Genomic DNA, 26,583 nt, shown 5'->3' with positions numbered 1-26,583 from the left:
CCCCATGAAGATGCGCCTTCTCACCGGGTGGCAAGCCCGGTTCCATCTGGTGTGCCTGTTGATGCTGCTCAGCGCGCTGGCCGCCGGCGCCTGGCCGGGCAGTGCCCACGCCCAGGCCCAGATCTCGCCGCTGCCCAGCGAAAGCGTTGCGGTTGAACCGCTGCAGGATCCTGCAGCGGCAGCTGCTGCGCCGGCCGTGGCCGAAGCCGCCGCCGCCTATGATCGTGGCGACGTCGCCTGGATGCTCACCTCCACCCTGCTGGTGCTGTTGATGGTCGTGCCGGGCCTGGCCCTGTTCTATGGCGGCCTGGTGCGTTCGAAGAACGTGCTGTCAGTGCTCAGCCAGATCCTGGTGGTGTTCTCGCTGGTGCTGCTGCTGTGGGTGGCCTATGGCTACAGCGCGGTGTTCAGCGCCGGCAATCCGTTCTTCGGCTCGTTCACTGAATTCGCCTTCCTCAAGGGTTTCACCCCCGAGTCGGTCGGCAACACGCCGATCAAGGGCCTGCCGGATTACCTGTTCGTCGCCTTCCAGTCGACCTTTGCCGGCATCACCACCGCGCTGATCGTCGGTGCCTTCGCCGAGCGCATCAAGTTCCGCGCGGTGCTGCTGTTCTCGGCGCTGTGGTTCACCCTCAGCTACATCCCGATGGCACATATCGTCTGGGGTGGCGGCTACCTGGGTGAGCTGGGTGCCATCGACTTCGCCGGCGGTACCGTGGTCCACATCAACGCGGGCGTCGCCGGACTGGTCGGCGCGTGGTTCGTCGGCAAGCGCCTGGGCTATGGCCAGACCGCGCTGAAGCCGCACAACGTGCCGTTTACCTACATCGGCGCCATGCTGCTGTGGGTGGGCTGGTTCGGCTTCAACGCCGGCTCCGCCGCTGCGGCTGATACCGTGGCCTCGCTGGCCTTCCTCAACACCGTGCTGGCCACCGCTGCTGCCGTGCTTGGTTGGACTCTGGTGGAGGCGATCGGCAAGGGCAAGCCGTCGGCGCTGGGTGCGGCGTCGGGTGCGGTGGCCGGGCTGGTCGGCATCACCCCGGCCTGTGGCACCGTCGGCCCGCTCGGCGCGATCGTGATCGGCTTCGTCACCGGCGTGGTCTGCGTGTGGGGCGTGACCGGTCTCAAGCGCCTGCTGAAAGTGGACGACACCGCCGATGTGTTCGGTGTGCATGGGGTCGGCGGCATCGTCGGCGCGATCCTCACCGGCGTGTTCAGTGCACAGTCGCTGGGCGGGACCAAGGCCGATCTGGATATCGCCCACCAGGTGTGGGTGCAGGTGGTCAGCGTCGGCCTGACCGTACTGTGGTCGGCAGTGGTGACCGCGGTCATCCTGCTGGTGGTCAAGGTCGTGGTCGGCCTGCGCGTGACCGAGGAAGCAGAGCGTACTGGTCTGGATGTGACTTCGCACGGCGAGTCCGCCTACGAGGCCTGAAGTAGCGGCGGAGCTACTGCATTGATGGTGTGGGTGCCGACCGTTGGTCGGCACTTCTACTGTTCTGGTGGGTGCCAGGCTTGCCTGGCACTGCTCCTGCTCCGGTGGGTGCCGACCGTTGGTCGGCACAACGGCATGCATCGTCGCGCCTGATCGCGCACAATCGGGCCATGCACCCGACCCGCACCGCCCTGATGCTCTCGGCCTGCCTGCTGCTGGCCGCCTGCGCCTCCACGCCGCAGGAAACCCGCAACCCGCTCGCCACCTGGGTGCCGTCACCCAACCAGAACGCGCGCACGCCGGTCATCATCGTCATTCACCACACCGAGCAGAAATCGGTGCAGCAGAGCCTGCGTACGCTGCGCACCGCCAACAGCGGTGGGCCGGTCAGTGCGCACTACCTGATCGGTGCCGATGGCCATCGCTACCAGCTGGTCGCCGATGAGCGCCGTGCCTGGCACGCCGGCGCCGGGCGCTGGGGCACCATCACCGATCTCAACTCGGCCTCGATCGGCATCGAGCTCGACAACGATGGCCGCAGTCCGTTCAGTGCGGCGCAGATCGAATCGCTGATCGTGCTGCTGCGCGATCTCACCACCCGCCTGAACATTCCGCCGCGCCAGGTGATCGGCCACGCCGACCTGGCGCCGACGCGCAAGCAGGACCCGAGCCGGTTCTTCCCGTGGCAACAGCTGGCCGAGGCCGGTTTCGGCGTCTGGCCGCGCGCGGCCGACGGGGCTGCGCCGGAAGGCTTCGACGCGTGGAATGCGCTGGCCCGCTTCGGCTATCCGCTGGACAACCGCGACGCCACCGTCGCTGCCTTCCACCGCCGTTTCCGTGGCCGCGACGACCTGCCGAAGACGCTGGATGCCGAGGATGCCCGCATCCTGCACTCACTTCTGCTGCAGATGCCCTGAACACTTCTGATTGTCGCGGCTTGCCGCCTGACGACCTGCACGACACCATGGCGGCATGACCGAATCCGCCTCCTTCTCCACGCACAAGCACTGGGCACTGCTTGCCATCGTTCTGCTCGCCGGCTGCGCCACCACGGGTACTGGCCCCGAAGCGCCGGCTGCAGCCAAGCCGGCTGCCGCTACCTACGCCAAGGTCGACTGGAAAACGCTGCCAGCGGTCTCCGATGCCGACCTGCGGGCCGGCTTCGTTGCCTGGCGCAGTAGCTGCACCCGCCTGAAGAACGATGCGGTCTGGGCAAAATCCTGCACCACCGCCGCGGCGGTTTCAGACAAGGACCCGGCCGCGATCCGCCAGTTCCTGCAGCGTGACCTCGATGTCTATGCGCTGCGTGCTGGGGGCCATCAGGCCGACGGGCTGATTACCGGCTACTACGAGCCGATCTACACCGGCAGCCTCACCCGCACGGCCGCTGCCACCGTACCGGTTTACGGCACGCCGAATGATCTGATCGTGGTGCAGCTGGACAGCGTCTACCCGGAACTGAAGGGCAAGCGCCTGCGCGGTCGCCTCGACGGCAAGGTGCTCAAGCCCTATGACGACGCCGGCACCATCGCGGCCAAGGGCGCCAAAGCCCCGGTGCTGGCCTGGCTGACCGATCCGATGGACCTGCAGCTGCTGCAGATCCAGGGGTCGGGCCGGGTACGCCTCGCTGACGGCACGCAGGTGCGGCTGGCCTATGCCGAGCAGAATGGCCACCCGTATCGCGCCATCGGTCGCTGGCTGGTGGAGCAGGGCCAGCTGAAGAAGGAAGACGTCACCATGGACGCGATCCGCGCCTGGGCCCGGGCCAATCCCGCGCGCGTTCCGGAACTGCTGCGCAGCAATCCCAGCTACGTGTTCTTCGTGCGTAACCCGGACAGCCCGGAGGGTCCGCGCGGCTCACTGAACGTGCCGCTCACCGCCGGCTACAGCGTGGCGGTGGATCGCACCGTGGTGCCGCTGGGCAGCCTGCTCTGGCTGTCCACCACGCGCCCCGATGGCACGCCCGTGGTACGCCCGGTGGCCGCGCAGGACACCGGCGGCGCCATCGCCGGCGAAGTGCGCGCCGACCTGTACTGGGGCAGCGGCGATGCCGCCGGCAAGCTGGCCGGCGACATGAAGCAGAAGGGCAACATCTGGATGCTGTGGCCGAAGGGTGTGGCCTTGCCGGCGTCGGCCCAATGAAGCGCTCACCTGCGCGCTGCGAGGTCGGGCGATAATGGCGCCATTCCGAACTTTCCGGCCGCGCCTGCGGCCAGGACCCCTGCAATGACCTACGCAAAGCACAACGCAAAATCCGGCGCGAAATCCGCCGCGAAATCCGCCGCAAAGAAGTACTACAAGCACTGGGCCGAATCGGGCCTGGGCAAGGGCAACGTGCTGATGGAAGCCCGTGGCGAGAAGATCGTGCGCCAGGTGGAGATCTACGGCACCAGGATGGTCTGGGCCGACGAGCATGCCCACAGCGACGACCGTTTCCTGCTGGCCGACCAGCCGGTGTCGTTCCTGGATTTCGATGAAGATGACGAGATCAGCGCACGCGAATTCGAAAGCGCCTGGAAGAAGGCACGGGAAGCCACCGGCTACCCGGTGTAATCCCACCCCTCGGCACCCGCCTTTGTAGAGTCGGGCCACGCTCGACTACCGTTTGCCAGGAGCAGTCAAGCGTGGCCCGACTCTACAAAGGCGACGCGTGAAATGTTATATAGTTACATTTCACTGCAACTGCCCCTTCCCATGAAGACCTCCACGCTGGTGGCTGCCCTGGCGGCCGCGCCGCTCGCCCCTGAAGCACTCGCACAATCGGCCGACGCCGCGCTCACCCTCGGCAAGGTGCAGGTACATCAGCACGGCGAAGGCCAGCTCAGTGCGCACCAGGTGCTGACCTCGGTGGACGTCCTGGGTGCAGACCAGATCGAAAACCGCAACGTCTCGCACAGCTGGGAACTGCTCGGGCAGATGCCCGGCATCCAGCTCACCGAAACCCGGCAGGGCGCCGAATCGGGCAAGGTCAGCTTCCGCGCCTTCAACGGCGAGGGTTACCTCAATGCCATCAAGACGCTGATCGATGGCATCCCCAGCAACGTCAACAGCGGCAACCAGCGCTTCATCGACATGCTGTTCCCGCTGGACATCAGCTACATCGAAGTGGTGCGCGGTACCAACGACCCGCGCTATGGCCTGCACAACATCGGCGGCAACGTGAACTTCGGTACGCGCCAGGGTGGCAGCTACACCGATGCGCGCCTGGCCTACGGCAGCTACAACACCCGTGATGCGCAGCTGGCGGTTGGCCGCGAAGCCAATGGCTTCGCGCAGAATTATTTCGTCGGCACCCAGGCCAGCGATGGCTACCGCGACCACGACACCTCGAAGAAGTACTCACTGGGCGGCAAGTGGTTCTTCGGCTCGCTGGACGACGGCCTGCGCGTGGGTCTGACCGCGCGCGCCTACCACCATGAGGCCGACGAACCGGGCTTCATGACCGCCGATGAACTGCGCACGCACCGCCGTGGCAGCGAGCTGCGCAACGGCAACGACGGTGATGACCGCGACATGCGCCAGCTTGCCGCGCACCTGGACATGAAACTGTCCGACGCACTCACCTTTGGCACGCGGCTGTACTACAACCGCTACGAAGACGATCGCCGCGTGACCTTCAGCAACCTGCCCACCGGCAACCTGCCGCGCCAGCGCCGCGTGTGGGACGAGCGGCAGCATGGCCTGCTCAGCACGCTCACCTGGCAGGCCAGCCCCGCGCTTACTGTCGAGGGCGGCCTGAACTACGAGCAGCAGGACAACGGCTACCTCCGCGAGCGCTACGCCTACGCCGAACCCACTGATTTCAGCCGGCCACCGGCACGGGTGCAGAACAATGATCGGCACAGCTTCGACAACTGGGGCGCCTATGTGCAGGCCGTCTACCAGCCCGTCGAGGCCTGGAAGATCGTGCCGGCCTACCGCGTGGACCGCTTCAGCGGCCGCACGCACCTGATGAACGGCGTCAGCGGCCGCCTGCAGGATTACGGCAGCATCGGCCAGCCCAAGCTGAGCATCATCCACAGTCTGGGCCAGACCACCCACGTGTACGCGAACTGGGGCCGCACCTTCCAGGTGCTGACTGGCTCCACCGCACCGGCCTACCTCACCCCGGGGCAGGCGCCCATGCAGCCGTCCACCAACACCGGCATGGAGCTGGGCCTGAAGTTCCAACCGTTCGCGGGCAGCCAGGCGCGCCTGGCGGTGTGGCAGCAGGATGCGGAAAACGAGGTGTCCAACATGCCGGCCACCGGCACTACGGTCACCCTGGGCAAGACCCGCCGGCGCGGCGTGGATGCGCAGTTGAGCCTGCAGTTGGGCGACGACTGGACGGTATGGGCGTCGCACGCCTACCAGGAAGCGAAGATCACCCGCGACGACCGCGATGCCAGCATTTCCCTGCAGGGCCGCGAAGTGGCCGCCACGCCGCGCCATATCAGCAACCTGGGTCTGGACTACCGCGCCACGGATGCGCTGCGGCTGGGCCTGCAGGCGCGTGCACAGGGCGATTACTACCTGGAAGAGCGCAACGTGGCCGGCAAGTTCGGTGGCTTCGCCGTGCTCGACCTCAGCGCGGCCTACCAGCTCACCCCGCGCTTCAGCGTGGACCTGCAACTGAAGAACGTCACCGGCCGCGAGTACGCCTACGCCTGGTACGACAGCTTCTTCTGGGACAGCGCCCGCCCGATGTTCTCTCCGGCCCCGGCGCGCAGCGTGTTCGTCGGCCTCAACATGAAGCTGTAACCGGCCACGCATCTGGTAGTGGTCGAGCTTGCTCGACCTGCAGCAGGGGTCAGAGCCCTTTCCTGGCGGAAAGGGATCCGACCCCGAACCCCGCGTTTTGCACTACATTGGTGCAATGTCCGACCCCACACCCTCGCCGTCTCTCGATGCCCTGGGCACGCCGCTGGCCTGGGCCGGGGCTGATGGCTGCATTGCCGGTTGCAATCCAGCCTTTGCCCGCTGGCTGGGCGTCAGCGCCCGGCGCCTGCTGGGTCGGCCGCTGGTCGCTCTGGAAGTGCAGGGCGAGGCGCTGGCCCATTTCCTAGCCCGCGATGAGCGCGACAGCCTGCGCCTGAACCGGTTGGCGCTGGCGGTGCCCGGCGAGGCACCGCGCTTCGCCGAGGGCTGGATGAGCCGCCGCGACGATGGTGGCTGGCTGCTGGAGGCGCACCCGGTCGATGAATTCCCCGGGCTGGACCCGACCCAGGCGCTGCCCAGCGCGCTCAGCGCGGCGCTGAAGGGGCTGGCCCACGAGCTGCGCAATCCGCTGGCCGGGCTGAAGGGCGCCGCCCAGCTGCTGGCCCGCCGCGCCGTCCAGCGCGATGCCAGCGAGCGCGAACTGATCGAGCTGATCGGCTCGGAGATCGAACGCCTCAACGGCCTGCTCGACCAGTTGCTGTCGCCGGCCCCGGCCGCACCGCATGCCGAGCTGAACATCCATGCCGCGCTGGAGCGCGTGCTGCGCCTGGCCGAGAACGAGGCCGGCTGGGCGGTACGCCTGCAGCGTGACTACGACCCCAGCATTCCCGAATTCCACGGTGACGCCGACCGCCTCACCCAGGCGGTCTGGAACCTGGTGCGCAATGCGATCCAGGCCGGTGCCGGCAGCATCACCCTGCGCACCCGCGTGGAACATGGCGTGCGCATTGCCGAACAGCTGCACACGCTGGCGTTGCGCCTGGAAATCGCCGACGACGGCCGTGGCGTTCCCGAGGAACTGGCCGAGCACCTGTTCCTGCCGCTGGTCAGTGGCCGCGCCGAAGGCACTGGGCTGGGCCTGGCGCTGGCCCAGCAGGTGGCACGCGAGCATCGCGGCACGCTGACCTACCGCTCGCGCCCGGGCCATACCGTGTTCACCCTGCTGCTGCCGATCATCAACGGTACCGCCCCGTCCGAGGAGGCCACGCGCAATGTCTGAGTCTTCTTCGTCCCCACAGCGCATCTGGGTGGTCGATGACGATCGAGCCGTACGCTTCGTGCTGTGTACCGCGCTGCGCGAAGCGGGCTACCAGGTCGTCGATTTCGACAGCGCCGCGCCCGCCCTGCAGGCCTTGAGCGAGGGCCCGCCACCGGCGCTGCTGTTCACCGATGTGCGCATGCCGGGCGATGACGGCCTGGTGCTGCTGGACAAGCTCAAGGCCGCGCTGCCGCAACTGCCGGTGGTGGTGATGTCGGCCTATACCGACGTAGCCAGCACTGCGGGCGCGTTCCGCGGTGGCGCGCATGAATTCCTGTCCAAACCGTTCGACCTGGACGATGCGGTGGCGCTGGCGCAGCGCGTGCTGCCGGCAGTGGCACCGGCACTGGCGGCGCCCACGCCAGCGGCGGAAACGCACGGCGATCAACCGCCGCAGCTGGTGGGCGATGCCCCGCCGATGCGCGCGCTGTTCCGCGCCATCGGTCGCCTGGCGCAGGCGCCGCTGGCGGTGCTGATCACCGGCGAGACCGGCACCGGCAAGGAACTGGTGGCCAACGCGCTGCATCGTGAATCACCGCGAGCGCAGGGGCCGTTCGTCGCGCTCAATACCGCCGCGATTCCGGCCGAGCTGCTGGAAAGCGAGTTGTTCGGCCACGAAGCCGGCGCCTTCACCGGTGCGCAGCGCCGCCACATCGGTCGCTTCGAGCAGGCCGACGGTGGCACGCTGTTCCTGGATGAAATCGGCGACATGCCGTTGCCGTTGCAGACCCGCCTGCTGCGTGTGCTGGCACAGGGCGAGTTCTTCCGCGTCGGTGGCCGCGAGCTGATCCGCGTCGATGTGCGCGTGGTCGCCGCCACCCACCAGGATCTGGAAGGCCTGGTTGCACTGGGAAAGTTCCGCGCCGATCTGCTGCACCGCCTGGACGTGGTGCGCCTGCAGCTGCCGCCGTTGCGCGAACGCCGCGAGGACATCGCGCAACTGGCCAGTACCTTCCTGGCCGCCGCTGCACGCAAGCTGGATACGCCACCGAAGCGATTGACCGCCGCCGCCCTGCAGGCGCTGCGCGAGCATGATTGGCCAGGCAACGTGCGTGAACTGGAGAACGTGTGCTGGCGGATGGCCGCGCTGGCCGCCGCGGACACCATCGGCGTGGCCGATGTCGATACCGCGCTGAACCGCGCGCGGGGCCGCCGCGGCAGCAGCAACAGTGCCGATCCAGGGCAGTGGGAGGCGATGCTGTCGGAATGGGCACGCCGGCAGCTGGGTGAGGGGGCGGAAGGGTTGCACGCGCAGGTGCGCGAGCGGGTCGACCATGCCCTGCTGGAGGCCGCGCTGCAGATCACCCACGGCCGCCGCGCCGAAGCCGCTGCCCGCCTGGGCCTCGGCCGCAATACCCTTACCCGCAAGCTGGGCGCCGGGCGCCGCCGCGGGGGCCATTGAACGGCCCCTGCACGCGATCCTCGCGCCCGCTTGCCGAACCGTTGATCGTTCATGGACGATGCAATGCTTAGTGTCATCTGCAAGGAGTCTTCGATGCGCCTGTCCTTTGCCATCCTGCCGTTGTCCGCCGCCGTGCTGCTGTCTGCCTGTGGCAGTGCGCCGAAGAAGGCCGAGCCCACCCCGCCGCCGCCGACCGTGGTCAGCGCCGCCAAGCAGGCCGAGGCCAATCTGTCGCCGGCCTCGGCCAGCATCGTCAGTGGCCGCATCGCGCTGATGGTGGAGCCCGGTGGCATCCACATCACCGGCCTGATCGGTGGCCTGCAGCCGATGCAGCTGGCCGGCTTCCACATCCACGAGCGCGGCGACTGCAGTGCGGTGGATGCCAGCAGCGCTGGCAATCACTTCAATCCTGGTGGAGCTGCGCATGGCCGCGCTGGTACCGGCAAGCACCACCTGGGCGACATGGACAATCTGCGTGCCGACGCCCAGGGCCGCGCCAACGTCGATATCCACCTCAAGGGCGTTACCCTTGGCGGAGGCGCCGCCACCGATATCGCCGGACGTGCACTGGTCGTGCATGCCAACGCCGACGACTATCGCAGCCAGCCCGCCGGCAATGCCGGCGTCCGCATCGCCTGTGGCGTGATCCGGGTCGTCCGCTGATCACCGCAGGCTTCATCCAGGGAGAGATTCCAATGCGTCTGATCCACACTTCGCTGTTCGCGGCCATCGCCGCGCTGGGCCTGGCGGCCTGCAACCAGCAACCGGCCGCGCCGCAGGCTGAAACCCCGCCGGCCGAGGGCGCCACCACCGAACCGGCGGCAACGCCGGAACCGGCCACCGCACCGGCTGCCGATGCTTCGGCAACGGCCGAACTGGCACCGACCCAGGGCAACGAAACCAAGGGCAGCGTCACCTTCAAGGTGGTCGACGGCAAGGTCCACGTAACCGGCCAGGTCACGGGCCTGAAGCCGGGCAGCGAGCACGGCTTCCACATCCACGAGAAGGGCGACTGCAGCGCGCCGGACGGCATGAGCGCCGGTGGCCACTTCAACCCGGGCAAGCAGGACCACGGCAGCGTGGCCGCCGATCCGCACCACGGTGGCGACATGCCCAACATCAAGGCCGACGACAAGGGTGTGGCCACCATCGACGGCCCGGTGTCGAGCAACGTGAACATCGGCAAGGGTGATGACTTCGACATCATCGGCCGCGGCCTGATCGTCCACGCCGATGCGGATGACTACAAGACCCAACCGACCGGCAACGCCGGCGCGCGCCTGGCGTGTGCGGTGATCCAGAAGGCCCCGTAAGCGCGATCCTGCTGGAAATGGAAAACGCCGGCGCAAGCCGGCGTTTTTCTTGATCGGTAGTGCCGGCCGCTGGCCGGCAATCGTAGATCCGGAGGTTGCCGGCCAGTGGCCGGCATTACCAACAAGAACAAGCCACCCGGATCAGCGTGCCAGCAGCTCGCGCGCGTCCTGCCCGGCCTCGCAGTGCACGAACAGCACCGGCACGCCGTGCGCTTCCAGCACCGCCGCCATCTGCCGCTGGCGCATCAGGAACTGCTCGTAGATGCCCTTCAAGCGATCGCAGTCGTTCTTGCCGTGGTTGTAGTGGGCGCACCAGCCGGCCGGGTCGAACAGTGCCATGCGCGCCTCGCCGTGCGTATAGCGCAGCAGCGGCTCGGGCGCAGCATTGAGCCACTCGTCCTCGCCCGGCGCCATGATCGCGGTCTCGATCAGCGGCCACAGCGCCGCCAGACCTTGATTGTCGTACTGCATCGACATCATCGCGGCCAGATCATTCACGGTGAAATAGCGCGCGTGTTCGATGCGGGCACCGAAGGTGTTCTGCGCCATCAACGCGGTGTCGGCATGGGCCATGCCGTTGGCCAGCAGCGTGTCTTCCAGCGCCTCGGCCACCGCATTGGTGGTGGCCACGTCGCTGCCGGTCAGCAGGAACGGCACCACGCGCAGGCCGCCACCCACCAGGCTGGCATCGGCCTGGAACGGCAGCGGCACATCACCGTTGGCATCGGTACCGAAGGCCAGCAGGCGCGGTCCCTGGTTGCGGCCCGGTGCGCGCATCTGCAGCTCTTCCAGCCGGCGGTGGATCGGCCAGCCCGGGCGCAGTACTTCGGCCGGGTCGAAATGGGCGGCGGCGAACACCAGGTCCAGCTCGGCCACCTGCGGCACCAGCTTGGCCAGGTCACGGCCGACGCGTTCGGCCAGTTCACCGGCCTGATCGGCGCTGAGTACCGCTTGGCGGGGGATTTCGCCGCCGGCCAGTTCCAGGGCCAGCACGCCAAGGGCATTCATCGCGGGGTCGGGTTTGCTCATGGTTCCACGGTTGGCCCATCACAGGGCGGCAGCTACACTTGGCTCCATTATGCCTGCTCCGTCGTGCAGGCCATGTTGCAGACACCCTCATCCATGCCAGGTATCTCCATGCCCAACGCTCGTCCCGTCGCCATCCTCGGTGGCGTCCGCATCCCGTTCTGCCGCCAGAACACCGCGTACTCGGATGTCGGCAACCTCGGCATGTCGGTCCGTACGCTGGGCGCGCTGGTCGAACGTTTCGGCCTGCATGGCCAGCAGCTGGGCGAAGTGGCGATGGGTGCGGTGATCAAGCACTCCAGCGACTGGAACCTGGGCCGTGAAGCCACGCTGTCGTCCGGCCTGTCGCCGCTGACCCCGGGCATCACCCTGCAGCGCGCCTGTGGCACCTCGCTGGACAGCATCATCACTGTCGCCAACAAGATCGCGCTGGGCCAGATCGAATCGGGCATCGGCGGCGGTTCGGACACCACCTCCGACGTGCCGATCGTCTACGGCAAGAAGCTGCGTGCGCGCCTGCTGGCCGCCAACCGTGCCAAGAGCACCGGCGACAAGATCCGCGCGCTGACCGCTGGCTTCAAGTTCTCCGAGCTCAAGCCCGAGTTCCCGGGCGTGGCCGAGCCGCGCACCGGCAAGAGCATGGGCGACCACTGCGAGGACATGGCCAAGGAATGGAACATCTCGCGCGACTCGCAGGACGAATGGGCGGTGTCCTCGCACAAGAAGCTGGCCGCGGCCTATGAGCGCGGCTTCTTCAATGACCTGATCGCACCGTTCCGTGGCGTCGAGCGTGACAACATCCTGCGCCCGGATACCTCGCTGGAAAAGCTGGCCACGCTGAAGCCGGCCTTCGACAAGGTCTCCGGCCGTGGCACGCTCACCGCGGCCAACTCCACCCCGCTGACCGACGGCGCCGCTGCGGTGCTGCTGGCCAGCGAAGAGTGGGCGCGCGCCCACGGCCATGAGCCGCAGGCCTACCTGCGCGACGCGCATGTCTCTGCTGTGGACTTCGTGCATGGCGAAGGCCTGCTGATGGCGCCGACCGTGGCGGTGCCGGAGATGCTCAAGCGCAATGGCCTGACCCTGCAGGACTTCGACATCTACGAGATCCACGAAGCCTTCGCCGCGCAGGTGCTGTGCACCCTGCGCGCGTGGGAGAGCGAGGATTACTGCCGCAACCGCCTGGGCCTGGACGCGCCGATGGGTCGCATCGACCCGGACAAGATCAACCTGCTGGGTTCGTCGCTGGCTACCGGCCACCCGTTCGCGGCGACGGGCGCACGCGTGATCGCCACGGCGGCCAAGCAGCTGGCCGAGCGCGGCGGTGGCCGCGCGCTGGTGTCGATCTGCACCGCCGGCGGCATGGGCGTAGTGGCGATCGTCGAGCGCTGATTGCCTCCATCGAACAACAAAAAAACGCCGCCCATCGGGCGGCGTTTTTTTTGTCCGGTGGGTGCCGACCGTTGGTCGGCACACCTCAGCGATGCTTAGGGCAACCGCGGATTACCGAATTCGTCGCGCTCCTCGTTGGCGTCATACACCGGCGGCTGCACCGCGATCGGCTGTTCCTCCACCGTGGCACGCAGCGGAGTCTCGGTGCCGCGCACCAGTTCCACGCTGTCCTCGCCCCGCTGCAGTCGCAGCGCATTGGCCAGGCACTGCGCGGCCAGCGCGTGCTCGCCACGCTGTGCGAACAGCTCACCCAGCGCCTCCCATGCCGGGGTACCTGCGCCCGCGGCGATGGCCTCGTGCAGGAACGCATCGGCAGCATCCCACTGCTGCTGGGCCAGGGCGACGCGGCCCTGTGCCAGGCGCAGCGCGGCCGAGTCGTCATGCACGTTGCGCCAGCGTGCCAGATTGCTCTGGCGCGTGGCCAGGCGCTCGGCCGGCAGGCGGCCATACAGCGCCACCAGTTCATCGTCCCAGCGCTGGTCCAGCGCCTGTTCCAGCGCCAGCAGCGCCGGCTCATCCCAGTTCAGGGCCACCGCGCGGCTGGCATAGGCGCCCACCACGTCAGGGGTCGGCCGCAGCGCCTTCGGCGTGGCTTCCCACTGCGCGGCCAGCGCGTTGACGTCGGCCGCTTCCAGCAGCGCCTGTGCAGCCAGGCGGGCTTCCAGTTCGCTGTTCGCGTCGGCCGGAAGCACCTTGCTCTGGCGCAGTGCGCCCAGCTGGCCATACGCCTCGTGGGCGCGGCCGGCCTGTGCCAACGCTTCGGTGCGCAGCCACAGGCCGCGCGGCGGCAGCGGCTGGATTGCCGCTACGTCCAGGGCATTGATCGCATCCACGGGCAGATCGCGCGCCAGCAGCTGTTCGGCGCGCAGCAGCGCCTGCAGGGTGGCATCGCTTTCACCCAGGCGCTGCAGCAGCGCCTCGCCAGCGGGGCCATCGGCACGTGCCTGCGCACTGCGCACGGCATTGGCCAATGCCACCGCGCTCACTTCCGGGTCCTTGGCGGCGCCGTCCAGCAGCTTCTCGGCACGCTGCCACTGGCCATGCTCATAGGCCTGCAGGCCATCGATCAGGCGCACCCGGCCCTGCTTGCGGCGGTAGCGGCCCCAGGCACGGAACGGTGCGGCAATCAGGCTCCACAGCAGCCACAGCACCAGCACCGCGATCACCGACAGCAGCGCCACCTTCGGCAGGTTGCTGTGGTAGTCGTAGCCACCGTAGCGCAGGGTCACTTCGCCGAAGCGGTTCAGGTCATCGGCGCCGAGCCATTGTGCGGCCACCACGCCGATGGCCACGGCCAGCAACAGCACGACCAGTGATTGCAGGGGTTTCATGCGGGCTTACCTCCGGTCGGTCTGGGTGCGCAGTTGTTGCAGGGTGCTGCCAAGAACAGCGTCGCTGGCCTGCAGCGGCAGTTCGCGCAAGGCCTTCAGTTCAGCACGTTGCGCGCGCAGGGCTGGTGAATCCGGCCAGCGCCGTTGCGCCCAGTGCTCCACGCGATCCAATGCCGTATTGCGGCCCGCGCGGTCGCCGCGCTCGATCGCAGCACGCGCCAATGTCAGTTCCAGCTGCAGCGCGTCGTCGGCAGTGCGCTGTTCGGCAGCGGTCAACGGGCCGTTCTGGCGGCTCGGGGTGATGTCCACGAACGGCGCCAGCGTGGCCTGCCACCAGGGCTTGGCGGGGTTGCTGCCGGTCGTGCCGGTGATCTGCGACGGCAGGCCCTGCAGCGCCCTGGCCACCGCATCCAGGCGCTGCAGCGACTGCACGCGCGGGCCGCCGCCGAGCGCATCCAGTGCTTCGCGCTCCTGCACCAGCGCCTGGCGCAGGTTCAGGCCGTCACTGTCGGGCAGTTGGGCCAGCGCCGTCGCGGCCTGGGCGTACAACCGGCGTGCGCCTTCCACATCGTCGGCGTAGTTCAGGCGCTGCGCGGCCTGGGTCAGCAGCAGTTCGGCCTCATCGCGCTGCACCGCCTGGCGGCCCTGGTTGGCGCTGTCGGCCAGCTTGGCCAGGTTTTCTTCCAGCAAGGCGCTGCGCTGGGAAAGGCCCAGCATCTCGTCGCGCAGCACGCGGTTGGTAGCGGCTGCGTCCTGCAGGCGCTGGCTGCTCGCGCGCTGGTCACGGCGCAGTGCATCCAGCGTGGCCTCCAGGCCCTGCAGCTGCACGGCAGTGGTCTGTGCCTGCGCTGCCTGTTCACTTTGTTGCTGTTGCCAGACGTACCAGCCGGCATAGCCCCCCACGCCAAGCACGACCACCCCGGCCAACGGCAGCAGCCAGCGCACGGGTCGACGGGGCGGGGAAACGGGCGGAGTGTCGTTCATCGGGCTTCCTTGTCGGCAACGTCGCCGGTTGGGGCCGGCAGGCCGCGTTGTGCACAGCATCACTGTTGCTGACGACAGCGGCAAGCGTGACCCACGTCCCTGTTCAGGTCGCTGCCGGGCCGGTGAGCGTGGTGTGTGCGGCCGCCACCAGCTGCGTAGCGGTGGGGCCGGCCGCGCGCATGACGTGCTGCAGGCCCAATGCCCGCGCCTGTTCGCCGAGGCGATCACTGGCCACCACGGCGGTCGCGTGCGCCTTCAGGCGTTGCTGCAGTGCCGGCGGGAGCTGCTGCCAGAAGTGCTGCAGCGCTTCGCCACTGCTCACCGCCAGCATCCAGGGATACGGTGAATGCGCCAATCGAGCCAGTGCACGGGGGGGCAGGCGCAGCAGGCGACGCTGGTACACGTCGGCACGCTCGATCGTGGCGCCCGCCGCCTGCAGCTGCGCGGCAATCAGGCCACGACCGCCGGGCGCGGTCACCAGGCCGATGCGCAGGCCCTGCACGTCGGCCAGCACCGGCAGCGCCAGCAGGCCTTCACTGTCCATCCGTTGCGGTGCATGCACCTCGGTGATGCCGTGTGCCTGCAGTGCGCGCGCGGTGCCTTCGCCCACGGTCAGCCACGGGTTGCGCTGTGCCTCGGCCAGCGGCAGCAGGGACGCGGCTGCGGCAACGGCGGCCGGGCTGGTGAACACCACCCGGTCGCAGTTCAGCGCGCGTTGCAGCTGGCGCATCACGGGCGTGCCGTGCAGGCGTTGCAACCGCCAGGGTGACAGGGCCAGTACTTCCCCGCCCAGCCCAGCAACGGCGCGGCGCAGCGCCGCATGCTGGCCCTGCGGGCGCAGCGAGATCAGGGTCCAGCGCACGCCGGAACGGGTGGCGCCAGTGGGTATCGTATGGTCGACCATTGCCTGCATTATGCGGGCCCTTCGTTGTCCTGGTCGCTGCTCCGAATGTCCGTTGATGCCCTGACTTCCTCGTTGGCCGCCCTGCAGGACGTGCTGGACTGCATGCCGGCGGTGCGCGCCATGCAGATCCAGCTCGACGGCTATGCCGATGGCGTGCTGCGCATCACCGCGCCGCTGGCCGCCAACGTCAACGACAAGGGCAATGCCTTCGGCGGCAGCCTGGCCTCGGTGCTGACCCTGTCCGGCTGGGCCCTGGTCAGCCTGCGCCTGCGCCTGGCCGGCCACGATGCCGAGGTCTACGTGGCCGACAGCAACCTGCGCTACCTGGCGCCGGTCTACGAAGACCTGCACGCCCACGCCGAAGCGGCCGAAGCCACCGGCTGGGACGCCTTCCTGAACACCTTCCGCCAGCGCCGCAAGGCCCGCATCAGCATCATCGCCACCCAGCCCGGAGCCGATGGCAGGCCGGCCGCCGAGTTCAGCGGTCGCTTTGTTGCCTTCGCCAAAGGGTAGGATGGCAGGCTGACGTCCTGGGGAAACCACCGATGCGCCGCCTCATCCAGTTCCTGATGTACTCCCTGCTGCTGGTCAGCGCCGTCGCTTCAGCCGACGACCTGAGCCGCAAGCAGCGCAAGCTGCTGGAAGAGACCCAGGTCGCCTATGGCGCCACCATCCGCTGGGGCAGCATGGACGATGCCATCGGTTACCTCGACCCCAAGCTGCGCAAGGAAAAGCCGCCCACCGAGTTCGAGCTCAACCGTTACGCCCAGCTGCGCGTGTCGTCCTACCGCGAGCGCAGCAGTGCCTCGCTGGACGGTGGCCTGGTCGAGCGCCGGGTCGAAATCGGGGTGATCAACCAGAACACCCAGGCCGAGCGCACCGTGGTCGTGGTCGAGCGTTGGCGCTGGGACCCGGACGCCAAGCGCTGGTGGCAGACCGCGGGCCTGCCGGACCTGTGGAAGGGGCAGTGACGGGCCGCGTCCGGCTTGTGCGACAATCGGCGCCCGCTTAATCGACCCGTGACCTGAGTGAATTACGAAGAGTTGCTGGCCTTTGCAGGCCGAAACCCGATGCTGTCCGCGGCCCTGGTCGGCCTGACCGTGGCCATCATCGTCACCGAGATCCGCCGCCTGTTCCGGGGCTTCAAGGGCATCAAGCCCGCCGAACTGACCCAGCTGATCAACGCGGGCGGCACGGTGGTGGTCGACCTGTCGGCCAGCGGTGACTTCGAGAAGGGCCACATTGCCGGCAGCCGCAATGCCCAGGCCAGTGCCTTCGGCCCGGAAAACAAGCTGGTGGCCAATGCCAAGCAGTCGCCGGTGGTGCTGGTGTGCCGCAGCGGCAACGCCTCGGAAACCGCCGCCAAGGCGCTGAAGAAGGCCGGCTTCGAGAAGGTCTACGTGCTCGACGGCGGCATTCCCGCCTGGCAGCAGGCCGAACTGCCGCTGGTCAAGGGCCGCAACTGATTGTCGCAGGTGGCGGATCCGGCCTTGTATGGGCCTGATCCCGCCCCCATCGCAGTAGTTCGACCATCGTTTTCATTGCATTCACCTGGAGTTACTGGAAATGTCCGAAGAGATCACCAACGGCGCCGCTGCGCCGGTCGATGCCGCCACCGGCCCCGCTTTCACCGTCGAGAAGATCTACGTCAAGGACGTTTCCTTCGAGTCGCCGAACGCCCCGACCATCTTCAACGACCAGGTGCAGCCGGAGCTGCAGCTGAACCTGAACCAGCAGGTGCAGCGCCTGGGCGAGAACGCCTTCGAAGTCGTGCTGGCCGTGACCCTGACCTGCCAGGCCGGTGAGCGCACCGCCTACGTGGCCGAAGTGAAGCAGGCCGGCGTGTTCGGCCTGGTCGGCCTGGACCCGCAGTCGATCGACGTGCTGCTTGGCACCCAGTGCCCGAACATCCTGTTCCCGTACGTGCGCCAGCTGATCAGCGACCTGATCCAGGCCGGCGGCTTCCCGCCGTTCTTCCTGCAGCCGATCAACTTCGAAGGCCTGTACGCAGAAACCCTGCGCCAGCGCCAGGAGCAGGGCGACGCACCGTCGCTGGCTGACTCCGAGCCGGCTGGCAACGCCTGATTCCTGCCGCGACGTCACGGATGAGCACTACCGCTGACAAGATCGCCGTGCTGGGCGCCGGTTCCTGGGGAACCGCACTGGCCAGCCTGCTCGCACGGCACGGTCACACGACCGTGCTGTGGGGGCGCGACGCTGCCGTGGTCGAGGCCATCGACCAGCGCCACGAGAACCCGCGCTACCTGCCGGGCATCCCGCTGCCGGACAGCCTGCGTGCCACTACCGACCTGGCGTCGGCGGTGGAGGGCGCCGCCTGGATCCTGGTGGTCACCCCCTCGCACGCGTTCGGTGAAACCGTGCGTGCGCTGGCGCCGCTGCGTCCGGCCGGTGCCGGCGTGGCCTGGGCCACCAAGGGCTTCGAACCCGGTTCGGGCCGCTTCCTGCATGAAGTGGCGCGCGAAGTGCTGGGCGAGGACGTGCCGCTGGCCGTCGTCACCGGGCCGTCGTTCGCCAAGGAAGTGACCCAGGGCCTGCCGACCGCGATCACCGTGCATGGCGACGTGCCCGAGTTCGCGCAGACGGTGGCCGAGGCGATGCATGGCCCGGCGTTCCGTGCCTACACCGGCGACGACATGGTCGGTGCCGAGCTGGGCGGCGCGATGAAGAACGTGCTGGCCGTGGCTACCGGTGTGGCCGACGGCATGCAGCTGGGCCTCAACGCCCGTGCCGGCCTGATCACCCGTGGCCTCAACGAGATGCTGCGCCTGGCCGCTGCCATCGGGGCCAAGCCGGAAACGCTGATGGGCCTGGCTGGCCTGGGCGATCTGGTGCTGACCTGCACTGGCGACCTGTCGCGCAACCGCCGCCTGGGCCTGGCCCTGGGCCGCGGCCAGACGCTGCAGGATGCCGTGCGCGAAATCGGCCAGGTGGTCGAATCGGTGCAGACCGCCGACGAAGTGATGCGACAGGCGCGCCGCCATGGCATCGACCTGCCGATCTCCGACCGCGTGCGTGCCGTGCTGCACGGCGAGCAGACCCCGGAAGAAGGCCTGCGCGCGCTGCTGGCGCGGGAACAGAAGCCGGAATACCCGGACACGCTGTTCAAGTGAATCGAAAAACCCCGGCCCAGCGCCGGGGTTTTTTCATCAGGGAGTACACACGCGGGTGCCGGGCGGGAGACAGGCTGCGGTGGGTGCCAAGCTTGCTTGGCACCACGCGCGCGGCATATCCACGCACGGCGTGGATCTACCGCAACGCCCGATCACCGCGATCGCGGCGGCGCGTTGCTGTTGTCCATGTCCGAGAAGATCAACCACGGCCCATCGCCCACGCGCTTCAGCGACAGCGTGAACTTGCCGGTGTCCGCCACGGCGTTGCCATAGCTGTAGGCACCGATGATGTAGCCGACGTTCCCATCCACCGAGTACGCCAAGGCACGCAGCCGCAATGGACTGCCGCCCTGGCCGGCATACGCGGCCTCGATTGCACTGCGTCCACGCACTGGGGGCTGGTTGCTCTGCAGCACAAAGCCATCCTCGGCAAAGAGTGCTGCCAGCGCCTTGGTGTCGCCCAGGCGCCACGCCTGCTCGTAATCGCGCAGTACGCGCTCCAGCGGCGCGGGCAAGGCTGCATCGGGAAGCGGCTGTGCGGGCTTCGCGCCTTCAGCATCGTGGGCGATGGCCGGCGATGCCAGCAGCAGGGCACTGCAGAAGATCATGGCGAGTCGTGTACGGCGCATGCGTCCGGCTCCAGGCGATGACGGGAACGTGCGAACGCATCCTAGCGCGCTGCTGGTTAGAATCGCGCAGGCGCCCGCATGGCTGCATGCAGCGCAGACCGGACAAGGACAGGGAATGAAGATTCGAATCACAGGGATGGCACTGACGGTCGCACTGCTGGCCGCCTGCGGGCAGGCACCGGCACCGGATGCAGCACCGGCCGTACCGGCACCGACCACCGAAGCACCGGCCGCCACTGCGACGGTGGTCGAAAACGAACCGTCCATCGAAGACGGCGTGGATCCCTCGATGTGGGACAACGAAGGCGAACCGGAAGACCCGAGTACCGGCGGCGAACTCACCTGCGCGGACAACCCGCTGGCGACGCATTTCTTCACCCTGGTGGGTGGTAACACCGTGGACGACTGCGGCCGCAAGGACCCGAAGGTGCTGGCCGCGTTCAACGCCCTGATGCAGAACACGGCGGCGGCCGAACCCGCCGACAAGGAGATTCCCTCGCTGCGCGAACGCCTGTTGAGCGGGCCCAGCGGGCCTGGCGAACGGGTGGTGCTGCAGGGCGAGCCGTGGTGGTTCTACACCGCCTGCCAGGCCCACGACTGCCCCGGCACTGCTCTGGCGATGCTGTATTCGCCCGATCAGTCGAAGATGGTCGGCCGTCTTACCGCGCGCTGCCGTGTGTGGTGGCTGGGCGAACCCACGGCGGAACAACGTGCGCAGATCGAACAGCGCCAGCCTCTGCAGGATGCCGCGTTGAAGGAAGACAGCGCGCTCTGCGAGTGAGGTGGTGCCCGCGTCACCCGTCCGGCCGCATGCGCGCGCTGGCCTGTGCGTTCATGGCCAGGCACGCCATGATCAGCCCTTCCATCACCCGGTCGCCCACGTACTCGGCCTCCGTGCCGTTCTGGCGCACGCGTTCGGCCGCCAGCAGCAGTTCCAGCGTCACGCGCTGGCTTGCCAGTGCGCAGTCCGCGTCGGCCAGCGCCATGCAGCGGCCCGGCATCTGGTGGCGCTCCGGCCAGGGCTGGCCGTCGGCGGCCGCGCCTTTGCCGATGCGGTGAAGCGTGGCGATGAAGGCATTCGGATCGGTCGCAGGCGCGTGTTCTGACGGCTCACCGGCATTGGCGGGCGAGTGATGCGGATGCAGGCGGGGAAAGTCCGGTGAGGTCATGGCAATGCTCCGTGCAGGACAGACGGAAGCCGCCACACAAAGGTGGCGGGCGGAGACGTGGCTCGAAAACCGGGACAGTGCGTACAAGGCCGGCAGGCACAAGGCCTCCACGCTCCGCCCACCATAGTCGGCAGACGAATTGCCCGCCGGCGTCACACTGGGTGACGCCGACGGGCAGGCGCAAACAACGTACGCATTGCCACGGGTTTTCGAGGCCCGGCCACCCTTTTCCGGTGGCCTGCCATCTGTACGCGTGCCGCGGCGCAGTGCCAATCAGAAGAGTTGCATTCAACGCTGGATCAAAGACGCTTTCGGCATTCTTGCATGCTGTTAAGCCATCGCAGACGCAGGCGCCGCAACGGCCGTTGCGGCTTGGGGAATATGCGACATGGGTCGAAGTTGATGACGTGGCGTACGGGTACCCCACCAAGCCGATGACGACAGTGCGGAGTGAAGAGCGTAGATCGACATCGACGCACTCCGTTCTCTCAGTGCTCTTCGCGTCTCTCGTACCACTCTTGAGTACGGTTCACGATCTGCACCACAGACAGCATCACCGGCACCTCGATCAGCACGCCAACCACCGTCGCCAGCGCCGCGCCCGAATGCACGCCGAACAGTCCCACCGCTGTCGCCACCGCTAGTTCGAAGAAGTTGCTGGCTCCGATCAGTGCAGACGGACCGGCCACGCAGTGCGCCACACCCAGTCGACGGTTGAGCAGGTAGGCCAGGCCCGAAGTGAAGTAGACCTGGATCAGGATCGGCACGGCAATCAGCGCGATCACCAGCGGTTGTTCCACGATCTGCTGGCCCTGGAAGCCGAACAGCAACACCAGCGTCAGCAGCAGGGCGGACAGGGACAGCGGCCCCAGCCGTCGAAGCGCGCGCTGCAGCCCCGCCTCGCCGCGGCGCGAAAGGATCCAGTGCCGCAGCAGTCCAGCCACCAGTACTGGCACCACGATGTAGAGGCCCACCGACAACAGCAGCGTGTCCCACGGCACGGTGATCGCCGACAGGCCGAGCAGCAGTGCCACCACCGGCGCGTAGGCAACCACCATGATCGCGTCGTTCAACGCCACCTGGCTCAGGGTGAAGTTGGCATCGCCACGGCACAGGTTGCTCCAGACGAACACCATGGCGGTGCAGGGCGCGGCCGCCAGCAGGATCAGCCCGGCGATGTAGCTGTCGATCTGTGCTGCGGGCAGCCAGTCCGTGAAGGCATGGCGCAGGAACAGCCAGCCCAGCAGCGCCATCGAGAACGGCTTTACGGCCCAGTTGATGAGCAGCGTCACGCCGATGCCCCTCCAGTGCTGCTGCAGCTGGCGCATCGCAGTGAAGTCGACCTTCAGCAGCATCGGGATGATCATCAGCCAGATCAGCACCGCGACCGGCAGGTTGACCTTGGCGATCTCCGCGGATGCGAGCATCGCGAAGGCCTCGGGCAGGAAGTGGCCCAGCAGGGTGCCGGTCGCAATGCACAGCACAACCCACAGGGTCAGGTGCCGCTCGAACAGGCTCATGGCAGCAGCACCGTCACTGCGCGCCGTCGGTCGGCAGCAGCTGGCCGATCCGGTCCAGCGCGTGCTGCAGCGTTTTGCGTTCGGACCACACCGGTTCGGGCAGTGCGAGCAGCGCACGCAGGCGCGTTTTCACGATGGCATGGGCCAGCGCGAACGCTGCGGCCTTGTCGGCATCGCTGCCCGCTACGGCGGCCGGATCGGGCAGGCCCCAGTGACTGCGGATGAAGTCACCGAACACCACAGGGCAGGCTTCGGCAGCGGCTGCATCACACACGGTGATTACCAGATCCATCGGGGCTGCATCCACGAACTCATCCCACGACTTGCTGCGCAGCCCTTCAACAGACATTTCTTCGGCCTGCAACTGGACGAGCGCAAATGGATTGACCTGGCCGGTGGGCTGGCTGCCTGCACTGAATGCCCTGAAGCGATCGCCGCCCCAGGCACGCAGGGTGGCTTCAGCAAGCACGCTGCGGGCGCTGTTGCCGGTGCAGAGGAACAGGACATTGCGGGTCATGGAGCAACTGCCTTGAGGGGAGGTGGATCTGTGCGGGTTCAGCACTTGCAGGCAGGCGCAGTGGACACGCATTGCTCGGTTGGCGAGCCCGCGCAGCAGTTGTGCGTCAGGTACTCGATCAAGCCGTTCATGGAATTGAAGTTGGCGCGATAGCAGACATTGCGGCCCTGGCTTTCGCTCTCCACCAGCCCGGCCTGCACCAGCTCCTTCAGGTGGAAGCTGAGCGTGGCTGGGGGCACCTGCAGGGCCGTGGCGATGTCGCCAGCCATGCGCCCTGCCGGGCCGGCCTCCACCAGCAGGCGGAAGGCAGCCAAGCGGGTGGCATGGCCGAGGGCGGTCAGGGCGGTGATTGCATTCGACGTTTCCATATTTCTAGAATAGTCGAAAGAAAAAGCCAGTCACAAGCCCTGGCCTGCCAAACCCGGTGGAATCGTCATTGCCTCAGCCCGATCATCAGCAGCGCGCCTATCCCCAACCAGTCGTCGGTGTGGCCAAGGCCTGGCAGGAATTCGATGACGACGGACGAATGACGCCCTCGCCGTACTACGACCGCGTGCTGGACGTGATGGAGGAGCTGGTGAAGTTCATGCTGCTGACGCGGGGCCGGTTGGACTATCTGGTGGATCGCTACAGCGAGCGGAAAGGCGACGAGATCGCGGCCGCATTGGTCAGGGCAGCAGGCGCCGCCGCTCGCTGAGTTCCTTAGGCAAACGCGCTCTACTTGCTCGCGCGCCGCGCGCCCTTCTCTTCTTCGTCCTTTGCATCGCCCCGGCTCTGCGCGAACTCGGGGAACGTCTTTGCCATCGAATCCTTGTCCGGCAGGATATAGAACACGCCGCCCTTCTCGAACGTGGCATGCACGATCTGCTCGTAGAACGCCGGCGAGACGTTGATGCAGCCGTGGGTGACGCGGTTGTCGTCCGGGGTTGGCGTTGCCAACCGTTCGGCACGCTTTTCCTTCGGGCTGCCCGGCGGCAGCGGATGCATCGACACGGCCGAATCGTAGTCCACCCACAGCACGCGCCCGGCATCCTCGGAAGGGCCGTAAGCACCAATGAAGCGGCCCGCAGGCGTAGTGCGGTCGTGGCCGGGAATCGCGCTCAGCGCAAGCTTGGCGACGCCCGGTGCGGAGTGATCGCCGATGGCCGAACCGAACAGCGCCGGTGCTGCACCGCGCAGCTTGCCGTCGCCGCTGAAGACCAGAACCTGGGCGGCCGCCTTGTCCATGATCGCGAACGGATAGCCTTGGTTGTCCTTGCTGGCGACTACCCAGCCAGCCAGCTCGATCACTGTTTCGGACACGCTCTGGTCGGGCGGAAGTTCATCAACGGCGGCCACCGGTGGTGCAGGTGCGTCCTTGTCCCTGGCGTTGGCTACGCCGCTGCACGCAACGACCAGTGCCATGGCCAGTGCGGCATGGAGGGCGCGGCGTGCAGGGGAGGAGGAAGTACGAATGGGGTGGCTCCTTGCAATGCAATCTTGGGTGGAAGGATGCCAGTGGCCGGCGAAGGCCACTGGGTCCCGATACAGAGGTGGATCAATTCAAACAGTGCGGGAGCGATTATCCGCGCGGCTTGCGGCCGACGGGTGCCCTTTCAAGCTGCTGCACGCGGCCTTCGATCTGGTCCAGACGCTGGTTGGCCTGCTGTGCGGACTGGTTGGCGGACTCCGCACTCTGCGCAGCGCCCTGCACCTTGACGTCGAGCTGGTCGAGACGCGAGTTGATGGTTGCGAACTCGTCCTTGTAGGTGGCGCAAGCCCCGAGGCTTACGGTGGCGATGAGCGCTACAGCAAGTGCGCGGGCCGTCTTCATGTGTTGCGGGTTCAGGTTCATTGCACTCCCTCCTTCGTCTGGGGAAGCTGGAATATAGCGGCGTTTGTTCCCGGCGCTACCAAGCGCTTTCAGCTGGAATTTGAGTACGTGGAAGCACTGTGAAGCCCGCTTCTGACCCAACATTAACAAGCGGGATCAGGCGAGCTGATCTACGTCGGCGGCGCGCCTTGCGCCTGTTCAACTTCGCCAATTCATCTGTATGAAGCCGATCTCACAGCAGATGCCTGTCCGCACCTTTTCCACCAATGCAGGCAGGCTGCCATCCGCTCGCCTCCAGCACGGTCGCGGCGGTGTCGGGGCGTACATCCAGCAGCGTGGCGATGGCTTTGGTCCGGTCTGGCGCGCGCGAAACATAGTCGCGGGCGATGCGGTACCCGATCCAGTAACCGAGATCTCCGCGTCGCGCTTCATCACCGGGGCCGTTGTACAGCCACTGCGAATGATCGGTGCCTGCACTGTCCTGCACGAACGCACGCTCCAGCGCACATTCTCGGCCCTGCGTCCAACGAAGCAGATGCGTGTTGGCCGGCTGCCCTGAGATCAGTTCGCCCACGTACTCGGCGCCGCCTTCAAGCAACGTCTGATAGAGCAGGGTGGGCTGCGCCACATCGACGCTCGCACCGGGCTGTTGCACGTGCACGTACTCATGGGCGATCAGGTGGACGAATCGATCGCTCACATCGGCCTGCATCCAGTCAGCGTTGCACAGTGCTTCCAATCCGATCACCACACCATCCTCGGTGGTGACGCCGCCACTGTTGCCCCGCCCTACCAGTACGGTGATCGGAGGAAATCGTGCGGAGGGGAGCAGCGTGCCCAACCGATCAAGTGCGTTGGCAACCCGCGAGCGGATCTCCGGCAGCGCCGTCGCGCAGGTGCGCGCCTTGGCGAACAACGCCGGCTTGTCCTGGATGGTCCTGGCCAAACGTTCCATCGAGCCGATGCGGCTATCGGTGAAACTGCGCAATGCATCCGTGCCGGTGTCCAGATAGCCGTGCTGCAGATCTTCGGCACTCGGTTTTCCTCCACTGGCATCGAGCACGCTGAAGAAACGTGTGACGTCGTCTGTCTGTACCACGATGCGCGCGGAAGGCTGGGTGCGCTCGGCTGCGTTGGCTGGCAGCAGCATCATCGGCAGGACGACGAGCAGCAGCCCCCGCACTGTGCGGCGCGCATGGGGCGGAAACAGCAGTGAAGCTACGGACGCGTGCAGCATGTGGAGTTCCCTGAATGGAAGCCTTATTTATACACCAGTCAGTTCAATATTCAGGGTTGATTAGACCCCCTAACGGATAATTCACACCTGTCGACCGCCTCCTCTCCCTCCCCTCCCGGGAGGCGGCCGACGAAACCAAAATAATTAAAGGTGTGTCCCGATGAACAAGAATTCGCTGCTCGCCCTGGGTCTTCTGGCTGCTCTGCCGTTCGCTGCATCGGCAACCGATGGCCTGTCGTACAACTACGTTGAAGGCGGCTACGTGAACACCGATGCCAAGGGCGGCGACGCCGATGGCTGGAAGGTGAAGGGTTCCGTGGCGGTGCACCCGAACTTCCATATCTTCGGCGACTACAGCGCGCAGGAGACCGACACGTTCAAGAACGACGTCGACCAGTGGCGCATCGGCGCCGGTTACAACTACGGCATCGCGCCGAACACCGACCTGGTGGCGCGCGTCGCGTATCAGAAGTTCGACATGAAGCACGGCCTGGACTTCAACGGCTACTCGACCGAAGTCGGCGTGCGCACCGCGTTCAACCCGTACGTGGAAGGCTACGTGATGGCCGGCTACGAGGACTACACCAAGAAGCACGGCATCAACCCGGACGGCGAGTTCTACGGCCGCGTCGGTGCCACCGCCAAGTTCAACCAGAACTGGGGCCTGAGCGGCGAAGTGAAGCTGGCCAAGGCCGGCGACCGCGAGTGGTTCGTGGGCCCGCGCTTCACCTGGTAACAAACGCCTGTCGTTAGTGCGTGTTGTG

29 protein-coding genes and 1 pseudogene are annotated in these 26,583 nt (G+C 67.2%); 18 read left to right on the top strand and 12 right to left on the bottom strand.

The window, feature by feature from the left end; genetic code table 11:
• Positions 1-4: 4 nt before the first annotated feature.
• From amt to B9Y82_RS19750, 9 genes are all read left to right on the top strand, one after another.
• Positions 5-1,435 (top strand): ammonium transporter, encoded by a 1,431-nt coding sequence (amt, locus tag B9Y82_RS19790; RefSeq protein WP_100475024.1) that lies wholly within the window; start codon positions 5-7, stop codon positions 1,433-1,435.
• Between the two features lie 170 nt (positions 1,436-1,605).
• The gene (locus B9Y82_RS19785) at positions 1,606-2,352 is read left to right on the top strand and encodes an N-acetylmuramoyl-L-alanine amidase (protein WP_087924112.1); all 747 of its coding nucleotides are present in this window, start codon (positions 1,606-1,608) and stop codon (positions 2,350-2,352) included.
• Between the two features lie 55 nt (positions 2,353-2,407).
• Positions 2,408-3,577, top strand: a complete 1,170-nt coding sequence (mltA, locus tag B9Y82_RS19780) for a murein transglycosylase A (RefSeq protein WP_100475023.1) — start codon at positions 2,408-2,410, stop codon at positions 3,575-3,577.
• Between the two features lie 84 nt (positions 3,578-3,661).
• The gene (locus B9Y82_RS19775) at positions 3,662-3,988 is read left to right on the top strand and encodes a hypothetical protein (RefSeq protein WP_100475022.1); all 327 of its coding nucleotides are present in this window, start codon (positions 3,662-3,664) and stop codon (positions 3,986-3,988) included.
• Between the two features lie 141 nt (positions 3,989-4,129).
• Positions 4,130-6,175, top strand: a complete 2,046-nt coding sequence (locus B9Y82_RS19770) for a TonB-dependent receptor (protein WP_100475021.1) — start codon at positions 4,130-4,132, stop codon at positions 6,173-6,175.
• Between the two features lie 115 nt (positions 6,176-6,290).
• A complete protein-coding gene (locus B9Y82_RS19765; RefSeq protein ID WP_100475020.1) occupies positions 6,291-7,352 on the top strand; it encodes a two-component system sensor histidine kinase NtrB in 1,062 nt (353 codons plus the stop codon).
• Positions 7,345-8,793 (top strand): nitrogen regulation protein NR(I), encoded by a 1,449-nt coding sequence (gene ntrC, locus B9Y82_RS19760; protein ID WP_100475019.1) that lies wholly within the window; start codon positions 7,345-7,347, stop codon positions 8,791-8,793. The genes B9Y82_RS19765 and ntrC overlap by 8 nt, the downstream gene beginning before the upstream one ends.
• A gap of 93 nt (positions 8,794-8,886) precedes the next feature.
• Entirely contained in the window at positions 8,887-9,456 is a 570-nt protein-coding gene (locus B9Y82_RS19755; protein ID WP_087921124.1) for a superoxide dismutase family protein, read from the top strand.
• A gap of 32 nt (positions 9,457-9,488) precedes the next feature.
• Complete coding sequence (locus B9Y82_RS19750) at positions 9,489-10,106, top strand: superoxide dismutase family protein (RefSeq protein WP_100475018.1); 618 nt, start codon at positions 9,489-9,491, stop codon at positions 10,104-10,106.
• Positions 10,107-10,247: 141 nt separating this feature from the next.
• Here the strand turns inward: B9Y82_RS19750 and B9Y82_RS19745 are convergent, their stop codons facing one another.
• Entirely contained in the window at positions 10,248-11,135 is an 888-nt protein-coding gene (locus B9Y82_RS19745; protein ID WP_100475017.1) for a hypothetical protein, read from the bottom strand.
• A gap of 93 nt (positions 11,136-11,228) precedes the next feature.
• Between B9Y82_RS19745 and B9Y82_RS19740 the strand changes: the two genes are divergently transcribed.
• On the top strand, positions 11,229-12,524 hold the full coding sequence (locus B9Y82_RS19740; protein WP_029550824.1) for an acetyl-CoA C-acetyltransferase: 1,296 nt from the start codon (positions 11,229-11,231) through the stop codon (positions 12,522-12,524).
• A gap of 95 nt (positions 12,525-12,619) precedes the next feature.
• On the opposite strand, the gene B9Y82_RS19735 is transcribed toward B9Y82_RS19740, so the two are convergent.
• From B9Y82_RS19735 to B9Y82_RS19725, 3 genes are all read right to left on the bottom strand, one after another.
• On the bottom strand, positions 12,620-13,915 hold the full coding sequence (locus B9Y82_RS19735; protein ID WP_100475016.1) for a heme biosynthesis HemY N-terminal domain-containing protein: 1,296 nt from the start codon (positions 13,913-13,915) through the stop codon (positions 12,620-12,622).
• 6 nt (positions 13,916-13,921) lie between these two features.
• Complete coding sequence (locus B9Y82_RS19730) at positions 13,922-14,899, bottom strand: uroporphyrinogen-III C-methyltransferase (protein ID WP_100475015.1); 978 nt, start codon at positions 14,897-14,899, stop codon at positions 13,922-13,924.
• 103 nt (positions 14,900-15,002) lie between these two features.
• Positions 15,003-15,812 carry a uroporphyrinogen-III synthase gene (locus tag B9Y82_RS19725; protein WP_100475014.1) on the bottom strand — a complete coding sequence of 270 codons (810 nt, stop codon included), beginning with the start codon at positions 15,810-15,812 and terminating at the stop codon, positions 15,003-15,005.
• 36 nt (positions 15,813-15,848) lie between these two features.
• On the opposite strand from B9Y82_RS19725, the gene B9Y82_RS19720 reads away from it, so the two are divergent.
• The 5 genes from B9Y82_RS19720 to B9Y82_RS19700 all read left to right on the top strand — a co-directional run bounded on the left by B9Y82_RS19720 (position 15,849) and on the right by B9Y82_RS19700 (position 18,934).
• Positions 15,849-16,316, top strand: coding sequence for a YiiD C-terminal domain-containing protein (locus B9Y82_RS19720; protein ID WP_061479369.1), 468 nt, complete (start codon positions 15,849-15,851; stop codon positions 16,314-16,316).
• A gap of 32 nt (positions 16,317-16,348) precedes the next feature.
• Positions 16,349-16,774 carry a hypothetical protein gene (locus B9Y82_RS19715; protein ID WP_100475013.1) on the top strand — a complete coding sequence of 142 codons (426 nt, stop codon included), beginning with the start codon at positions 16,349-16,351 and terminating at the stop codon, positions 16,772-16,774.
• Positions 16,775-16,831: 57 nt separating this feature from the next.
• Positions 16,832-17,269: a rhodanese-like domain-containing protein gene (locus B9Y82_RS19710; protein WP_049416566.1), complete on the top strand. Its 438-nt coding sequence runs from the start codon at positions 16,832-16,834 to the stop codon at positions 17,267-17,269.
• Positions 17,270-17,369: 100 nt separating this feature from the next.
• The gene (gene secB, locus B9Y82_RS19705) at positions 17,370-17,888 is read left to right on the top strand and encodes a protein-export chaperone SecB (RefSeq protein ID WP_005407596.1); all 519 of its coding nucleotides are present in this window, start codon (positions 17,370-17,372) and stop codon (positions 17,886-17,888) included.
• 20 nt (positions 17,889-17,908) lie between these two features.
• Complete coding sequence (locus tag B9Y82_RS19700) at positions 17,909-18,934, top strand: NAD(P)H-dependent glycerol-3-phosphate dehydrogenase (RefSeq protein WP_100475012.1); 1,026 nt, start codon at positions 17,909-17,911, stop codon at positions 18,932-18,934.
• A 152-nt stretch (positions 18,935-19,086) separates the two neighbouring features.
• On the opposite strand, the gene B9Y82_RS19695 is transcribed toward B9Y82_RS19700, so the two are convergent.
• Positions 19,087-19,542, bottom strand: a complete 456-nt coding sequence (locus tag B9Y82_RS19695; protein WP_100475011.1) for a YybH family protein — start codon at positions 19,540-19,542, stop codon at positions 19,087-19,089.
• 136 nt (positions 19,543-19,678) lie between these two features.
• Here B9Y82_RS19695 and B9Y82_RS19690 point away from each other — a divergent pair, with 136 nt between their 5' ends.
• Positions 19,679-20,344 carry an Ivy family c-type lysozyme inhibitor gene (locus B9Y82_RS19690; RefSeq protein ID WP_100475010.1) on the top strand — a complete coding sequence of 222 codons (666 nt, stop codon included), beginning with the start codon at positions 19,679-19,681 and terminating at the stop codon, positions 20,342-20,344.
• 13 nt (positions 20,345-20,357) lie between these two features.
• Here the strand turns inward: B9Y82_RS19690 and B9Y82_RS19685 are convergent, their stop codons facing one another.
• The 4 genes from B9Y82_RS19685 to B9Y82_RS19670 form a co-directional block, all read right to left on the bottom strand.
• On the bottom strand, positions 20,358-20,732 hold the full coding sequence (locus tag B9Y82_RS19685) for a hypothetical protein (protein WP_100475009.1): 375 nt from the start codon (positions 20,730-20,732) through the stop codon (positions 20,358-20,360).
• 488 nt (positions 20,733-21,220) lie between these two features.
• A complete protein-coding gene (arsB, locus tag B9Y82_RS19680; RefSeq protein WP_100475008.1) occupies positions 21,221-22,252 on the bottom strand; it encodes an ACR3 family arsenite efflux transporter in 1,032 nt (343 codons plus the stop codon).
• A 13-nt stretch (positions 22,253-22,265) separates the two neighbouring features.
• The gene (locus B9Y82_RS19675; protein WP_100475007.1) at positions 22,266-22,769 is read right to left on the bottom strand and encodes an arsenate reductase ArsC; all 504 of its coding nucleotides are present in this window, start codon (positions 22,767-22,769) and stop codon (positions 22,266-22,268) included.
• A 38-nt stretch (positions 22,770-22,807) separates the two neighbouring features.
• Positions 22,808-23,137, bottom strand: a complete 330-nt coding sequence (locus B9Y82_RS19670; protein ID WP_100475006.1) for an ArsR/SmtB family transcription factor — start codon at positions 23,135-23,137, stop codon at positions 22,808-22,810.
• A 99-nt stretch (positions 23,138-23,236) separates the two neighbouring features.
• On the opposite strand from B9Y82_RS19670, the pseudogene B9Y82_RS19665 reads away from it, so the two are divergent.
• Positions 23,237-23,466, top strand: a pseudogene (locus B9Y82_RS19665) (arsenical resistance protein ArsH); the annotation flags it as partial.
• 20 nt (positions 23,467-23,486) lie between these two features.
• Here the strand turns inward: B9Y82_RS19665 and B9Y82_RS19660 are convergent.
• The 3 genes from B9Y82_RS19660 to B9Y82_RS19650 all read right to left on the bottom strand — a co-directional run bounded on the left by B9Y82_RS19660 (position 23,487) and on the right by B9Y82_RS19650 (position 25,819).
• Entirely contained in the window at positions 23,487-24,173 is a 687-nt protein-coding gene (locus B9Y82_RS19660; protein WP_100475005.1) for a L,D-transpeptidase, read from the bottom strand.
• 157 nt (positions 24,174-24,330) lie between these two features.
• Positions 24,331-24,603, bottom strand: coding sequence for a hypothetical protein (locus B9Y82_RS19655; protein WP_005420910.1), 273 nt, complete (start codon positions 24,601-24,603; stop codon positions 24,331-24,333).
• A gap of 211 nt (positions 24,604-24,814) precedes the next feature.
• Positions 24,815-25,819 carry a DUF2268 domain-containing putative Zn-dependent protease gene (locus B9Y82_RS19650; RefSeq protein WP_238381646.1) on the bottom strand — a complete coding sequence of 335 codons (1,005 nt, stop codon included), beginning with the start codon at positions 25,817-25,819 and terminating at the stop codon, positions 24,815-24,817.
• Between the two features lie 160 nt (positions 25,820-25,979).
• On the opposite strand from B9Y82_RS19650, the gene B9Y82_RS19645 reads away from it, so the two are divergent.
• On the top strand, positions 25,980-26,555 hold the full coding sequence (locus B9Y82_RS19645) for an Ax21 family protein (protein ID WP_049465985.1): 576 nt from the start codon (positions 25,980-25,982) through the stop codon (positions 26,553-26,555).
• The last annotated feature ends 28 nt before the right edge of the window (positions 26,556-26,583 follow it).

The sequence above is a fragment of the Stenotrophomonas maltophilia genome (genome assembly GCF_002799155.1).
GTDB classification, from domain to species: domain Bacteria; phylum Pseudomonadota; class Gammaproteobacteria; order Xanthomonadales; family Xanthomonadaceae; genus Stenotrophomonas; species Stenotrophomonas maltophilia_R.
This window is presented reverse-complemented; position numbering and strand designations above follow the sequence as displayed.

What these genes read in the sequence shown, in the direction of transcription:
- amt (WP_100475024.1), top strand. Translation starts at nt 5, where the DNA reads ATGAAGATGCGCCTTCTCACCGGGTGGCAAGCCCGGTTCCATCTGGTG.
- B9Y82_RS19785 (WP_087924112.1), top strand. Translation starts at nt 1,606, where the DNA reads ATGCACCCGACCCGCACCGCCCTGATGCTCTCGGCCTGCCTGCTGCTG.
- mltA (WP_100475023.1), top strand. Translation starts at nt 2,408, where the DNA reads ATGACCGAATCCGCCTCCTTCTCCACGCACAAGCACTGGGCACTGCTT.
- B9Y82_RS19775 (WP_100475022.1), top strand. Translation starts at nt 3,662, where the DNA reads ATGACCTACGCAAAGCACAACGCAAAATCCGGCGCGAAATCCGCCGCG.
- B9Y82_RS19770 (WP_100475021.1), top strand. Translation starts at nt 4,130, where the DNA reads ATGAAGACCTCCACGCTGGTGGCTGCCCTGGCGGCCGCGCCGCTCGCC.
- B9Y82_RS19765 (WP_100475020.1), top strand. Translation starts at nt 6,291, where the DNA reads ATGTCCGACCCCACACCCTCGCCGTCTCTCGATGCCCTGGGCACGCCG.
- ntrC (WP_100475019.1), top strand. Translation starts at nt 7,345, where the DNA reads ATGTCTGAGTCTTCTTCGTCCCCACAGCGCATCTGGGTGGTCGATGAC.
- B9Y82_RS19755 (WP_087921124.1), top strand. Translation starts at nt 8,887, where the DNA reads ATGCGCCTGTCCTTTGCCATCCTGCCGTTGTCCGCCGCCGTGCTGCTG.
- B9Y82_RS19750 (WP_100475018.1), top strand. Translation starts at nt 9,489, where the DNA reads ATGCGTCTGATCCACACTTCGCTGTTCGCGGCCATCGCCGCGCTGGGC.
- B9Y82_RS19745 (WP_100475017.1), bottom strand. Translation starts at nt 11,135, where the DNA reads ATGAGCAAACCCGACCCCGCGATGAATGCCCTTGGCGTGCTGGCCCTG.
- B9Y82_RS19740 (WP_029550824.1), top strand. Translation starts at nt 11,229, where the DNA reads ATGCCAGGTATCTCCATGCCCAACGCTCGTCCCGTCGCCATCCTCGGT.
- B9Y82_RS19735 (WP_100475016.1), bottom strand. Translation starts at nt 13,915, where the DNA reads ATGAAACCCCTGCAATCACTGGTCGTGCTGTTGCTGGCCGTGGCCATC.
- B9Y82_RS19730 (WP_100475015.1), bottom strand. Translation starts at nt 14,899, where the DNA reads ATGAACGACACTCCGCCCGTTTCCCCGCCCCGTCGACCCGTGCGCTGG.
- B9Y82_RS19725 (WP_100475014.1), bottom strand. Translation starts at nt 15,812, where the DNA reads ATGCAGGCAATGGTCGACCATACGATACCCACTGGCGCCACCCGTTCC.
- B9Y82_RS19720 (WP_061479369.1), top strand. Translation starts at nt 15,849, where the DNA reads ATGTCCGTTGATGCCCTGACTTCCTCGTTGGCCGCCCTGCAGGACGTG.
- B9Y82_RS19715 (WP_100475013.1), top strand. Translation starts at nt 16,349, where the DNA reads ATGCGCCGCCTCATCCAGTTCCTGATGTACTCCCTGCTGCTGGTCAGC.
- secB (WP_005407596.1), top strand. Translation starts at nt 17,370, where the DNA reads ATGTCCGAAGAGATCACCAACGGCGCCGCTGCGCCGGTCGATGCCGCC.
- B9Y82_RS19700 (WP_100475012.1), top strand. Translation starts at nt 17,909, where the DNA reads ATGAGCACTACCGCTGACAAGATCGCCGTGCTGGGCGCCGGTTCCTGG.
- B9Y82_RS19695 (WP_100475011.1), bottom strand. Translation starts at nt 19,542, where the DNA reads ATGATCTTCTGCAGTGCCCTGCTGCTGGCATCGCCGGCCATCGCCCAC.
- B9Y82_RS19690 (WP_100475010.1), top strand. Translation starts at nt 19,679, where the DNA reads ATGAAGATTCGAATCACAGGGATGGCACTGACGGTCGCACTGCTGGCC.
- B9Y82_RS19685 (WP_100475009.1), bottom strand. Translation starts at nt 20,732, where the DNA reads ATGACCTCACCGGACTTTCCCCGCCTGCATCCGCATCACTCGCCCGCC.
- arsB (WP_100475008.1), bottom strand. Translation starts at nt 22,252, where the DNA reads ATGAGCCTGTTCGAGCGGCACCTGACCCTGTGGGTTGTGCTGTGCATT.
- B9Y82_RS19675 (WP_100475007.1), bottom strand. Translation starts at nt 22,769, where the DNA reads ATGACCCGCAATGTCCTGTTCCTCTGCACCGGCAACAGCGCCCGCAGC.
- B9Y82_RS19670 (WP_100475006.1), bottom strand. Translation starts at nt 23,137, where the DNA reads ATGGAAACGTCGAATGCAATCACCGCCCTGACCGCCCTCGGCCATGCC.
- B9Y82_RS19660 (WP_100475005.1), bottom strand. Translation starts at nt 24,173, where the DNA reads ATGGCACTGGTCGTTGCGTGCAGCGGCGTAGCCAACGCCAGGGACAAG.
- B9Y82_RS19655 (WP_005420910.1), bottom strand. Translation starts at nt 24,603, where the DNA reads ATGAACCTGAACCCGCAACACATGAAGACGGCCCGCGCACTTGCTGTA.
- B9Y82_RS19650 (WP_238381646.1), bottom strand. Translation starts at nt 25,819, where the DNA reads ATGCTGCACGCGTCCGTAGCTTCACTGCTGTTTCCGCCCCATGCGCGC.
- B9Y82_RS19645 (WP_049465985.1), top strand. Translation starts at nt 25,980, where the DNA reads ATGAACAAGAATTCGCTGCTCGCCCTGGGTCTTCTGGCTGCTCTGCCG.